Origin of the sequence: Streptomyces sp. NPDC002795 (assembly GCF_042888725.1) — a bacterium.
Classification (GTDB): domain Bacteria; phylum Actinomycetota; class Actinomycetes; order Streptomycetales; family Streptomycetaceae; genus Streptomyces.
In genome coordinates, this window is sequence record NZ_JBIAQB010000001.1 from 18,974 (window position 1) to 31,487 (window position 12,514).

Genomic DNA, 12,514 nt, shown 5'->3' on the forward strand with positions numbered 1-12,514 from the left:
TCACCTACCTCTGACAGGGAGTTCGACCGTGCCGGACATCCCACGCACCACCACCGACGAGCCTTCCGGCGGACCACCCCAGCAGAGTCTGCGCGCCAACGCGCTCGGCATGACGACGAGCCTGATCCTGTCGGTCGCGTCGGCCGCCCCCGCATACAGCCTCGCGGCGACGCTCGCGTTCATCGTGGCGTTCGTCGGCTTCCAGGCGCCGTCGATCGTCGTACTCGCCTTCGTGCCGATCCTGTTCGTGTCCTTCGGCTACGCGGCGTTGAACCGTCAGGAGCCGGACTGCGGCACGATCTTCACCTGGGCGAGCCGGGTCCTCGGCCCGCGCGTGGGCTTCATGGGCGGCTGGGCCATCATCACCTCGTTCGTCCTGGTCCTCGCCAGCCTGGCGCAGGTCGCGGGCCAGTACGTCTTCATTCTCTTCGGTGCCGAGGGCATCGGCGCGGACCCGTCGAGCCCCTGGGTGCTGCTGGTGGGGCTCGGCTGGATCGGCCTGATGAGCGCCATCTGCTATCGCGGCATCGAGGTGGCGGCGGCCGTCCAACGCGCCCTGCTGTTCCTGGAGTTCGGGATGCTGGCCGTGCTCTCCGTGGTCGCGCTCGTGCGTGTCTACGCAGGGGATGCGGGGCCGGGCGCCCAGCGTCCTCAGCTGTCGTGGTTGAACCCCTTCGAGATCCCCTCGCCGAGCGCCTTCGTCAGCGGGCTCGTGCTGATGCTGTTCATCTACTGGGGGTGGGAGACGGCGCTCACCGTCAACGAGGAGACCACCGACCGGCACCGCACGCCGGGCCGGGCCGCCGCCTGGTCCACGCTCACCCTCCTCGGGCTCTATCTGGTGGCCACCATCGCGACGTTGGCGTTCGCCGGTATCGGCACGACGGGGATCGGCCTCGGCAACCCCGACAACTTCGGCGACGTGTTCTCCGCCATCGGCCGCGCCGTCTTCGGCGACAGCGGCCTCGGGTCCTTCCTGTGGCATCTGCTCGTCCTGATGGTGCTGTCGTCCGCGGCGGCCTCCACCGAGACGACCGTCCTGACGCTAGGGCGCACGATGCTGGCGATGGGCCGGCGCGGCGCCGCCCCGCGCGGGCTCGCGAAGGTGCATCCGCGGTACGCCATCCCGCAGTTCGGCACCATCGCCACCGGGCTCGCGGGCGCGGTGTGCTACATCGTCATGAACTTCCTGAGCGACGGCCAGGTGATCGGCGACGCGGTCTCCTCCTGCGGCTTGATGATCGCGTTCTACTACGGGCTCACCGGCCTGACCTCGGCGTGGGCCTACCGGGACCAGTGGCGCCGCAGCGCGGGCGATCTGTGGCTGCGGATCGTACTGCCCGCGATCGGTGGCCTGGTGCTGCTCGCCGCCGGACTGTGGAGCCTGCGCAACGACTGGGACCCGGCGAACAGTTACACCTCCTGGACGCTGCCCTTCGCACCGCACTGGCACATCGGCGGCGTCTTCCTCATCGGCGTCGGCACGCTCCTCCTGGGCTGGCTGCTGATGCTCCTCTACGCACGTGTGGCCCCGGAATTCTTCGACCGTACGGCCCGCCGGGACGAGCCGGCGACGGCCCCTCCCCCGCACGAGACCGTCCCGCGGTGACACCCCGAGCCGCCGCTGCTTCGTCCACCGACCGACCGTCGCCAGAGGAGCCCACCATGCCCCTCCCCGTACCCGACCCCTCGGAACTGACCGAAGAACAACGGGAGTTCGTCCGGCTGGCCCGCGATTTCGCCGCCACCGAGATCAGGCCGCGCGCCCGCGCGGTCGACGACGCCGCCGTCGAGTCGCCGCTCGACCTGTGGAAGAAGGCCGCCGCGGCCGGCCTGACGGACTTCATGATCCCGGCCGCGTACGGCGGGGGCGGTGTCACCGACCTGGCCACCCAGGCGCTCGTCCAGGAGGAGCTGTGCCAAGGTGACATCGGCATCGGCAATCTGCTGACGTCCAACGGCTTCTTCGCCGACCCGGTCATCGAACTCGGCACCGACGCACAGAAGGAGCGGTGGCTGCGCCCGCTGACCACATCGGCCCCGCCACTGACGGCGCTCGCCGTCACGGAGCCCGACCACGGCTCGGACGCCGCGGGCATCCGTACGCGCGCGGTGCGCGAGGGCGACCACTATGTGCTCAGCGGGCAGAAGACGTGGATCTCCAACGCCCCCTACGCGAGCCGGTACGTGGTGTTCGCGACGGTCGACCCGGAGCTCCGCTCCCGTGGTGTCACGGCGTTCGTCGTCGACCGGGACACACCGGGGCTCAGCGTCGGCAAGCCGATGCGCAAGATGGGGCAGCGGGCCATCGTCAACGCCGAGGTGTTCCTCGACGGCGTACGGGTCCCGGCCGCCGACCGGCTCGGCGAGGAGGGGCAGGGCTTCACGGGCCTCATGCGGACCTTCGACGCCTCCCGGATCCTGATCGGCGCGTCCTGTACCGGACTGTGCCGGGCCGCGCTCGACCTGGCGGTGACTTACGCACGCGAGCGCGTGCAGTTCGGTGTGCCGATCATCGAGCATCAGTCGGTGGCCTTCCGGCTCGCCGACATGGCGACCCGAGCGGACACCGCACACCTGGTGACGATGCGCGCGGCGCGCCTGTACGACCTGGGCCGCAAGGTGACGTCCGAGGCGGCGACGGCGAAGCTGGTCGGCTCGGAGAACGCCATGTTCACCACGTGGGCCGCCGTGCAGACACTGGGCGGCAACGGCTACTCGCAGGAGTTCCTCGCCGAGAAGTGGATGCGGGACGCCAAGCTGGAGGAGATCGAGGAAGGCACCTCCGACATCCAGCGACTCATCATCTCCCGTGCGCTCGCGGCATCATGACGGGCCGTCCGACGCTCGACGTGTTCCGCGCCCCGCGTTCCGTCGCCGTGGTCGGCGCCACCGACAACCCCGCCAAGTGGGGCCACTGGCTCGCGCGCGGCGCCCTCGCCGGGCGGCATCGGCGCCGGGTGCATCTCGTCAACGCCCGGGGCTCGACCGTCCTCGGGCAGCCGAGCCACCCGGCCCTCGACGCCCTGCCCGAGGTTCCCGACCTGGTCGCCTTCGCGGTGCCCGCGGCCGCTCTCGCCACCGGCGTCGGGCACGCGGTCGCCCTCGGGGTGCCGGGGCTGCTCGCCGTCACCTCCGGCGTCGAGGACCCGGCCGCACTCACCCGGACCGTCAGGGCCGGCGGCTCCCGTCTGGTGGGCCCGAACTGTCTTGGCCTGTACGACGCGTCGGCCGAACTGGAGCTGGCCTGGGGCCGGTTCACCGCGGGCTCGCTCGCGGTGGTCTCGCAGAGCGGCCAGGTCGGCCTTGAGATCGCCCAGCTGGCCGCGGCCTGCGGCGTAGGTGTCTCGCGCTTCGTCTCCGTGGGCAGCCAGCTCGACGTCGGCGCCGCTGAGGTGCTCGCCGACCTCGTCGACCACGACGCCACCCGCGCCGTCGGCCTCTACCTGGAGAGTTACGGCGACGGCGCGGCGCTCCTCGACGCCCTCGCCGCGCTGCGCGAGGCCGGCAAACCGGTGCTGCTGCTGACCGTCGGCGCCAGCACGGCGGCGCGTGCGGCGGCCCGCTCGCACACCGGGGCCATGACCTCCGCCCTCGATGTCGTGGACGCGGCGTGCCGTGCGGTCGGTGCCGTCCGCGTCGACACCCCGGCCCAACTCGCCGACACCGCCCACCTGGTGCTCCGCGCGGCCCCGGTCCGCGGGCCGCGTGTGGCGATCGTTGCGGACAGCGGTGGGCAGGGGGCCGTGGCCGCGGACACCGCCGCGCGGCTCGGCCTGGACGTCGCGGAGTTCCCGCCCGCCGTACAGGGGGACCTCGCACGCCATCTGCCGCCGCGGGCCGGACGGGCGAACCCCGTCGACCTCGACGGTGCGGGTGAGCGGGACCTGTCGACGTACGCCTCGGTTCCGGCGTGCCTGGCGGCCGCGTCCGTCGCCGACACGGTCGTGCTCAGCGGCTACTTCGGCAGTTACGGGCGTGACATCCCCGCGCAAGCGGCGGCCGAGTCGGCCGCGGCGCGTGCCCTGGGCCGCGTCGCGGCGGACAGGGAGTTGCCCGTCGTCGTGCATTCGATGGCCGAACACACCTCAGCGGTACGGGAGTTGGAAGGCTATGGCGTGCCGACGTTCACCGACGTGGAGCGGGCACTGCGGGCCGTCGCCACGGCACACCGCCTGACCTGGCAGCCTCGCGTCCGCGGCACACCGCCGCACCACGCGGCGCCCGATGAGCATCCCGTGGGTGCGGGCTATCTGGCTGCTCGTCGCCTGCTGGGCGAGGCTGGTGTGTCGTTCCCGCGTGCGGTGGAGATTCCGGCCGGAACCCGTGACCCGGTGGCCGTGGCGGCCTCTCTCTCGGCCCCCGTCGTGCTCAAGGCCGACTGGCTGGAGCACAAGAGCGAGCACGGCGGTGTGGCGACCGGGCTCTGGGATCCCGGCGCGCTGCGGGCCGCGTACCAGGACATGGTCGAGCGCCTGGGGCCGCATCGCTATGTGGTCGAGGAGATGGACCGGCGTGCGGACGCGGTCGAGGTACTGGTCGCCGCCCGTCGGGACGCGTCGTTCGGTCCGGTCGTGGTGGTCGGGGCGGGCGGGGTCCGCGCCGAACTCTCCCGCGACCTGGCGCTGGAACTGGCGCCCTGTTCGCGGGCCACCGCGCACGCCATGGTGCGGAGCCTGCGGATGGCTCCGCTGCTGCACGGCTGGCGCGGCCGCCACCCTCTCGACGTGGAGGCGTTGGTGGATGTGGTCGTCGCGGTGTCCGAGGTGATCGCCGGCCGGGAGGACATCGACGAGGTCGAGCTCAACCCGGTCCGCCTCGCCCCGGGAGGCGCCCTCGCCGTGGACGCGCTCGTCCTTGCCGCCGGGGGCGCCCGGCCTGATCCGAACGACAGGCCTTACGCGGGCACCTCCGTCGCTCCCCGGGGCGCCTGCGTCGGCGATGCGCCCTCCGGGTAGATCATCCGGTCCGGGATCCGGTGCCGGTCGCGGCGGGCCAGGAACCAGTACAGGACTCCCGGCAGTGTCAGACCCACGATCCACGAGATGTCGGCGCCGCCCAGCGGTGCGACGAAGGGGCCGGTGAACAGGTCCGTTGCCATGAACGGGAGTTGGACCACCAGGCCCACGCCGTACGACACCAGGGCCGGGGCCCGCCAGGATCCGTAGCGGCCGTCGGGGTCGCTCAGGGCCGGGATGTCGTAGCGCTCCTTCGCGACCAGGTAGTAGTCGGCGAGATTCACCGCGCTCCACGGGGTGAAGAAGGCCAGCACGATGAGCAGGAACGTCGAGAACGTGTTGAGGAAGTCGCCCCGGCCCGCGAGGGCGAGCGCGGCGCCCGCCACGATGATCGCGGCGATGTAGCCGACCCGCCCGCGCGGCGAGAGGCGGTGGGGCACCGCGCCCCGCCGCCGCATCCCGGTCACACTCGTCACGGTCGACATGAACGCGCCGTAGGTGTTGAGCACCGTGACGGTCAGCTTGCCCAGCGCGATGACGAAGTAGAGCACCGCCGCCATCAGGCCCGCCCCGCCGAGTGACACCACGTACGTCACCTCGTGGCCGACGAAGGCGTCCCCCGCCGCGGCCGCGGCGAGCGCCCCGAAGGCCATCGACCACTGGGCGCCGAGTGCGGTCCCGGCCAGCGTCCAGCCGAACGTCGCGCGGGCCGAGGTCGCACGCGGCAGATAGCGTGAGTAGTCGGCGACGTACGGGCCGAACGACAGCTGCCAGGACGCCGAGAGCGAGACGGCGAGCAGGAACGCCGGCAGGGCGAAGCTGTGGTCGGAGAGGACCATGCCGATGTCGTCGTGCTTCAGGAGGCGCGCGCCGAGGTAGACGAACGCGACACCGCACACCACTCCGGCGAGGCGGCCCAGGAAGTGGATGAGGCGGTAGCCGACGGCGGCCGCCACCGCGGTGACCGCCGTGAAGATGAGGATGCCGGCGACGGGTCCCAGGTGGGTCAGTTCGCCGACCGCCTCGCCCGCGAGGACGGTGCCGCTCGCGGTGCAGCCGATGAACATGAAGACGGCCAGGACGAGCGGCACGACGGCGCCACGCACTCCGAACTGGGCCCGCGAGGAGATCATTTGAGGGAGTCCGAGCCGCGGTCCCTGCGCCGAGTGCAGGGCCATGACCGCGCCGCCGAGCAGGTTTCCGACGAGCAGTCCGATGACCGCCCAGAAGGCGGTCGCGCCGAGGACCACCGCGAGGGCGCCGGTGACCACGGCCGTGATCTGCAGGTTGGCGCCCACCCACAGGGTGAACTGGCTGAACGCGGTGCCGTGCCGCTCCTCGTCCGGCACGACGTCGATCGACCGCGACTCGACGAGGCCGCCCGATGGTTGCCCGTCCGCTGTCGGCATGGCGTCACCGGCCTTCGTGTGCCGCGAGCACCGTGGCGATGGCGGCGACGAGAGCGCGCAGTTCGTCGTCGGTGGTGATGAACGGCGGGCTGATCTGCACGGTGTTGCCGCGCAGTGGGCGGGTGACGAAGCCGTGCTCGACGAGCTCGTCGGTGACAGCCTCCGCGTTGATGTCGTCGACGAGGGCGACACCGCCGAGCAGGCCCGCGACCCGTGTCTCGACGACGGACTCCCGTGTGCCGAGGACCCGCAGTTCGTCGGCGAGGACGTGTTCGAGGTCGGCCACCCTGGGCACCAGCTTCTCCTCGTCGAGGATGTCGAGGTTGCGCAGTGCCACGGCGCAGGCGGTGGCGTGCCCGGAGTAGGTGGCGCCGTGCCGGAACATGGGTGTGTCGTCGGTGTCCCGGTAGAACGGCTGCCAGATGTGCGGGGCGACGAGGACGCCGCCGAGCGGGGCGTAGCCGGAGGTGACGCCCTTGGCGAAGGTGATCAGGTCGGGGGTGAGTCCGTAGCGTTCGGTGGCGAACATGTGGCCCGTGCGCCCGAATCCGGTGATCACCTCGTCGATGATCAGCAGGATGTCGTTCTCGCGGCAGATGCGTTGCAGGCCTTCGAGGTAGCCGGGTGCCGGCACGATGACACCGCCGGTGCCCTGGACGGGTTCGGCGACGAGGGCGGCGATGTGTTCCGGTCCGATCTCGCGGACGGTGCGTTCGACGGCGTCGATGTCGTCCGTGGACACGCGCGCGGTCTCCGGGACCAGGGACTCGGTGCCGTAGCCGGTCCGGTTGAAGTCGAGGCCCGCGATGCTCGTGCCGTAGGCGTGCAGTCCGTGGTACGCGAACTCGCGGCTGAGGATCATGGTCTTGCTCTCGCGGCCCTCGCGCTGCCAGTGCCTGCGGGCGAGCTTGCAGGCGACGTCGATGGCGTCGCTGCCGCCGCTGTTGAGGATGACCTTGGGGTCGTCGATGGGTGACATCGCGGCGAGGCGTTCGCCGAGGGCTACCGCGCGGTCGTTCAGGTAGCGGCCGAAGACGTGGTACGTCTCCAGGCGTCGCATCTGGTCGTGGGCGGCGTCGGCGAGTTCGGGGCGCGCGTGGCCGACGTTGGCGTGCCAGAGTCCTGCGGTGCCGTCGAAGAGGCGGCGGCCGTCCGTGGTGTACAGGTAGCTGCCCTCGGCGCGTTCGATGGTCAGCTGGCGTCCGAGGACGGACGGGAGGTGGGCCTGCGCGCTCCACAGGGCGGGGCCGGTCAGGACGGGCGGGTTCTCCTGGGCCATGAGGTTCTCCGTAAAGGTGGGGGTCAGTGTGTGGTGTCGCGTCGCCGGGTCCGTACGAGCGCGTAGGTGGCGAGGATGGCTGCCAGGCTCAGGACGCTCAGATAGAGCTGCGAGCGCGCGTCCGGGACGAGGAGCATGGAGCTCAGGACGACGAGGATGGCTGCCAGGGTGGCCCAGCTGAGGTAGGGGTAGCCCCACATGCGCAGCTTGATCCGCTCCGGGGCCTCGCGTTCGAGCTGGCGCCGCATGCGCAGTTGCGAGCCCGCGATGATCGCGTAGACGAACAGGCCTACGGCGCCTGCCGAGTTGATGATGAAGCTGAAGATGGTGTCCGGGGCGACGTAGCTCATCGCGACGGCCACGTATCCGACGACGGTGCAGGCCAGGATGGCCTTCCAGGGGGCGCCCTTGCGGCTGCGGTGGGCGACCCAGCGGGGTGCCCACTGGTGGCGTTGGAGGGCGAAGAGCATGCGGGAGGCCGTGTAGAGACCGGAGTTGAGCACGGACAGGACGGAGGTGAGCACCACGACGTTGATGATGGTCGTCGCCGCGGGCACGCCCATCTTGCCGAAGGCGGCCGCGTACGGGCTGGTCTCGGTCGGGATCCGGTCCCACGGCGTCATCATCACCAACAGCGTGACCGACCCCACGTAGAAGATGATGACGCGCCACACCGTCGAGGAGGTCGCCTTGACGACCGACTTCACAGGGTTGTCGGATTCGGCGGCGGCGATGGTGACGATCTCGGTTCCGACGTAGGAGAAGATCACGAGGACGACGCCGTGCAGGATGGCGGAGAGGCCGTTGGGGGCGAATCCGTCGAGGGCGACGTTGCCGACCGACAGCTTCGTGTCCGGCCACAGGCCCAGCGCGAAGAGTGTGCCCGCGACGAGGAACACGACGATCGTGACGACCTTGATGGAGGCCAGCCAGAACTCGGTCTCCCCGAAGGAGCGGGTGGACACCAGGTTCGTGGCCGTCAGCAGGGTCATCAGGATCAGGGAGAACAGCCACTGCGGTACGCCGGGTATCCAGAGCATCAGCAGCTTGGCGCCCGCGACCGCTTCGAAGGCGACGACGCCGACCCAGAAGTACCAGTACAGCCAGCCGATGGTGTATCCGGCCCAGCCACCCAGCGACGTCCTGGCGTACTCCATGAACGAGCCGAGGGTCGGTGAGGCGGTCGCCATCTCGCCGAGCATCCGCATGACGAGGATGACCAGGAGACCGCCGAGGGCGTACGACAGGATGCTGGCGGGTCCGACGGTGTGGATGACGGCGCCGCTGCCGACGAAGAGGCTGGCGCCGACGATGCCGCCGAGGGCGATCATCCGCACGTGCCGCTGTCTGAGGGTGCGGGGTGTGTCGGAGGGCGGCTGCTCCGGGGCCGCCCCGTCGCCGGGATCGATCCGGTCGTGTCCGTGAGTTGTCCGCACTGTTGAGGGCCCTCCTGCAACATCGGTTCAGTGGGTCACGCAGGCGACGGGCCATGATCGGCCGAAGCAGTGCGCAACTGTAGAACAGTTCTACTGTTCGGCACCAGGGGTCGCGGGATGGCTACGATGACGCCATGACGACGGCACTTGAAGGGCTGGTGGCCCGGCGAACCACGACCGCGCAGCAGATCGCTGACGGTCTGTCGGAGCGGATCCTCGCCGGCTCCTTCCGGCCTGGCGAGCGGCTGCGCGAGAGCGCCATCGCCGCAGAACTCGGCATCGCCCGCAACACGGTGCGCGAGGCCGTCCGGCTGCTTGAGCACGGTGGTCTGATCCGGTTCCAGGCCAACCGCGGGGCCGTGGTCATCTCCCCCACGCCGCAGAGCGTCGACGAGCTCTACACGGCGCGCGAGCACTTGGAGGCGGCGGCCCTCGCGGCGCCCCTCGGCACGGCCCAACTCGGCGCCGTGGAGGCCGCGTACGACCATCTCGTCACGGTGACGGCCTCACTGCGGCGCGCCGACATCGTGGCCGCGGACCTGGCCTTCCACGGGACGATCGTGGCGACGCTGGGCAACGCCCGCATCGACGCGTTCTACGCCGGGCTCACCCGTGAACTGCGCTTCTACCTCATGGCGTTGTCCGCCCACGAACGTGAGAACGAGAACCCGCGCAGGCTCCTCGGCGAGCACGAACCGCTGATGGACGCGATCCGCGCGGGCGACGCGGAGCGCGCGCAGCGGGAGGCGAGGCATCACATCGCGTCGAACGGGGCGCGGGTGCAGGAGATTCTGGCGGCGTCCTTCACAGGGTGAACGCCGCCTGAGTCCCGCGTCAGTCACCCGCGGGGGCGGGGGCCGTGGTGTCCTGCGGGGCCGCCGCCGGTGCCGCCTTCGGCCGGCGCCACGGGCCGCGGAAGAACAGCGATGCCGGGACGAACACGGCCATGCAGCATCCGCAGACGACGAGCCAGGCGCGCCAGCCGTGGGATTCGACCACGCGGGGCACGACGAGGAGGACCACCACGCCCATCGCCTTGGTCAGGAAGGTGAACACACCCCAGGCGGTGCCCTGAAGGCGCGGGTCGACGTCCTCGGCGTTCTCCGAGAAATTCGCCATCCACGGCCCGTAGGCGCAGCCCATCACCCCGCCGAGCAGCGCGCCGGTGATCGCGATGTGCAGGTGCGAGACGTCCTCACGCCCGACGAGGCCCGCCAGGTACACGGTGAGCAGCACGCCGCCCACCGTCCCGCCCACGCAGAAGGGCTTGCGCAGTTGCAGCCGGTCGGAGATCCGGCCGGTCAGGACGAGGGTGAAGATGTTCAGCGTCCAGAACGCGGCCATGATCTGCGAGGCCGTCGCGGCGTCCAGGTCGAAGCTCTCCGCGAGCATCGTCTGCCCGTACACGACGAGCGTCACGTACAGCACCAGCCAGGACGCGATGCCGATCACATGCGCCCAGATGTCGCGGTGCGCGAACAGGTCGAGGGCGCGCGGCGGCTTGGTGTGGTCCGCCCGGCCGAGGGTCTCCCGCTCGGACTGCACGATGCGGGCGCGCAGTTCGGGTGAGAGGTCCGCGATGTTGAAGGCGATGACCACGGAGAGTACGAGGGACACCGATCCCATGATGACGAACTGGGAGCGCCACGAGTCGTCGAACAGCGGCAGCGTGAGGCTGGCGACCGCGGCGGCCAGGAAGCTCGCTCCGACCGGGCCCCAGGTCCAGAAGCCGAAGGCCTGCGCGCGGCCCATGCGCGGCGAGAAGTCCCGCACCAGGGGCGCGGTGCCCGCCATGGCCATGCCGTCGACGACCGACAACACGGCCCTCACGGCGAGGAGTTGACCGGCCGAGTGGACGGTCGTCATCAGGAAGCAGCAGCCGGCCGTGAGCATCAGCAGGGGCACGATGAGCCGCACCCGGCCCACGGTGTCGGTGAGCCGCCCGCCGACCATCGACGCGATGGCCCCGGCGACGAGCGCCGTGGCGGACACGGCGCCGTAGGTGGTCAGCGAGATGTCCAGGTCGTCGAGGAGCAGCGGCACGACGGGCGCGATCTGGCCCTCGTAGGAGGCGATGAGGACCGCGAGGACCGCCATCGACAGGATGCGCATCCGCTGTTTCGCGTCCGGATACTGGTCGAGCTCGCGCACCCGGAAGAGCCCGGTGCGCGGGCGCTGCCCAGTCACTCGCCGATCCCGCCGAGTCGTACGTGCCCCTTGATGAGGTTGCGGGCGATGGTGCGCTTCTGGATCTCGTCGGTGCCCTCGAAGATGCGCAGAAGGCGCAGTTCGCGGTACCAGCGTTCGATGGGCAGTTCCTTGGTGTAGCCCATGCCGCCGTGGATCTGCAGGACACGGTCGACGACCTGGTTGGCCATCACGGCGCCGTTGAGCTTGGCGATGGAGGACGCGTGCCGGGCGTCGAGGCCCTGCTGGGTGCGCCAGGCCGCGTACAGGGTGAGCCACTTCGCGGACTCGATCTCCACCTGGGAGTCGGCGATGTGCCACTGGATGGCCTGGTAGTCGGCGATGGGCCGGCCCATGGAGTGCCGCTGGCGGGCGTAGTCGACGCCCATCTGGAGCATGCGCTCGGCGGAGCCGATGGCCCGGGCGGGGATGAGGTAGCGGCCCTGGCCGATCCATTCCATGGCGAGCCGGAATCCCTTGCCGACCTCTCCGAGTACGTTGCGGCCGGGGACGCGCACCTCGTCGAAGACGAGGGAGGCCGGGCCCCACTCGCCCATCGTCTCGATCGGTTCGGACTTCCAGCCCATGTCGCGGTCGACGAGGAAGCAGGTGACACCGCCGTCGGCGCCCTTGTCCGAGTCGGTGACCGCGAACACCATCACGAAGTCGGCCTCGTTGCCGCCGGTGATGAAGGTCTTCTCGCCGGTGATCAGCCAGTCGTCGCCGTCGCGGACGGCGCGGCTGCGGATGTTGCGGGCGTCGGAGCCGGCGCCGGGTTCGGTGATGGCGAAGCAGGAGCGGCGCTCGCCCTCGATGGTGGGCAGCAGGTACTGCCGCTTCTGCTCCTCGTCGCAGGCGTAGAGGATGTTGTCCGCGCTGCCGCCGAAGCTGAAGGGGACGAAGGTCCGGCCCATCTCCATCGCGATGATCGCGGACATGACGGGGCCGAGGTTCATCCCGCCGTACTCCTCCGGGGTGTTGACGCCCCAGAAGCCCGATCTGCGGGCCTTGGCGCGGAGTTCGGCGACCGTTTCGGCTTCGATGCCCCGCCGGCCGGCCCGTTCGCCCCGCAGGACGTCCTGCTCCAGCGGCATCACTTCCTTGGTGATGAACGCGCGCACGGTGTCCCTGATCTGACGTTCCTCGGTGGACAGCGAGAAGTCGACCATGGAAGTGCCCCCTCAATACCGGATGCGGGAATCCTGGAACGGGAATCTAGGAATGAGTTCAAGTTGCCCGCGGCAC

At 70.6% G+C, this 12,514-nt stretch carries 9 protein-coding genes; 4 read left to right on the forward strand and 5 right to left on the reverse strand.

Annotated features, from left to right (window positions below; translation table 11 throughout):
- Nucleotides 1-28 precede the first annotated feature (28 nt).
- The 3 genes from ACFYWS_RS00080 to ACFYWS_RS00090 are packed head-to-tail and all read left to right on the forward strand — an operon-like array spanning nt 29 to nt 4,958.
- Entirely contained in the window at nt 29-1,609 is a 1,581-nt protein-coding gene (locus ACFYWS_RS00080) for an APC family permease (protein ID WP_389267757.1), read from the forward strand.
- Nucleotides 1,610-1,665: 56 nt separating this feature from the next.
- Complete coding sequence (locus tag ACFYWS_RS00085; RefSeq protein WP_389267759.1) at nt 1,666-2,832, forward strand: acyl-CoA dehydrogenase family protein; 1,167 nt, start codon at nt 1,666-1,668, stop codon at nt 2,830-2,832.
- Nucleotides 2,829-4,958, forward strand: coding sequence for an acetate--CoA ligase family protein (locus ACFYWS_RS00090; RefSeq protein WP_389267761.1), 2,130 nt, complete (start codon nt 2,829-2,831; stop codon nt 4,956-4,958). Before ACFYWS_RS00085 ends, ACFYWS_RS00090 begins: the two co-directional genes overlap by 4 nt.
- On the opposite strand, the gene ACFYWS_RS00095 is transcribed toward ACFYWS_RS00090, so the two are convergent.
- The 3 genes from ACFYWS_RS00095 to ACFYWS_RS00105 are packed head-to-tail and all read right to left on the reverse strand — an operon-like array spanning nt 4,898 to nt 9,082.
- Nucleotides 4,898-6,367 (reverse strand): purine-cytosine permease family protein, encoded by a 1,470-nt coding sequence (locus tag ACFYWS_RS00095; RefSeq protein WP_389267763.1) that lies wholly within the window; start codon nt 6,365-6,367, stop codon nt 4,898-4,900. The two genes, ACFYWS_RS00090 and ACFYWS_RS00095, sit on opposite strands and share 61 nt — an antisense overlap.
- 4 nt (nt 6,368-6,371) lie before the next feature.
- On the reverse strand, nt 6,372-7,646 hold the full coding sequence (locus ACFYWS_RS00100) for an aspartate aminotransferase family protein (RefSeq protein ID WP_389267765.1): 1,275 nt from the start codon (nt 7,644-7,646) through the stop codon (nt 6,372-6,374).
- Between the two features lie 23 nt (nt 7,647-7,669).
- Nucleotides 7,670-9,082, reverse strand: coding sequence for an amino acid permease (locus tag ACFYWS_RS00105; RefSeq protein ID WP_389267767.1), 1,413 nt, complete (start codon nt 9,080-9,082; stop codon nt 7,670-7,672).
- A 134-nt stretch (nt 9,083-9,216) separates the two neighbouring features.
- On the opposite strand from ACFYWS_RS00105, the gene ACFYWS_RS00110 reads away from it, so the two are divergent.
- Nucleotides 9,217-9,897, forward strand: coding sequence for a GntR family transcriptional regulator (locus tag ACFYWS_RS00110; protein WP_389267769.1), 681 nt, complete (start codon nt 9,217-9,219; stop codon nt 9,895-9,897).
- A gap of 19 nt (nt 9,898-9,916) precedes the next feature.
- Here the strand turns inward: ACFYWS_RS00110 and ACFYWS_RS00115 are convergent, their stop codons facing one another.
- Nucleotides 9,917-11,269, reverse strand: a complete 1,353-nt coding sequence (locus tag ACFYWS_RS00115; RefSeq protein ID WP_389267771.1) for an MFS transporter — start codon at nt 11,267-11,269, stop codon at nt 9,917-9,919.
- Entirely contained in the window at nt 11,266-12,438 is a 1,173-nt protein-coding gene (locus ACFYWS_RS00120; protein WP_389267773.1) for an acyl-CoA dehydrogenase family protein, read from the reverse strand. Before ACFYWS_RS00120 ends, ACFYWS_RS00115 begins: the two co-directional genes overlap by 4 nt.
- Nucleotides 12,439-12,514: the final 76 nt, after the last annotated feature.

Coding starts and splice junctions, on each gene's coding strand:
- ACFYWS_RS00085 (WP_389267759.1), top strand. CDS start 1,666: ATGCCCCTCCCCGTACCCGACCCCTCGGAACTGACCGAAGAACAACGG.
- ACFYWS_RS00090 (WP_389267761.1), top strand. CDS start 2,829: ATGACGGGCCGTCCGACGCTCGACGTGTTCCGCGCCCCGCGTTCCGTC.
- ACFYWS_RS00095 (WP_389267763.1), bottom strand. CDS start 6,367: ATGCCGACAGCGGACGGGCAACCATCGGGCGGCCTCGTCGAGTCGCGG.
- ACFYWS_RS00100 (WP_389267765.1), bottom strand. CDS start 7,646: ATGGCCCAGGAGAACCCGCCCGTCCTGACCGGCCCCGCCCTGTGGAGC.
- ACFYWS_RS00110 (WP_389267769.1), top strand. CDS start 9,217: ATGACGACGGCACTTGAAGGGCTGGTGGCCCGGCGAACCACGACCGCG.
- ACFYWS_RS00120 (WP_389267773.1), bottom strand. CDS start 12,438: ATGGTCGACTTCTCGCTGTCCACCGAGGAACGTCAGATCAGGGACACC.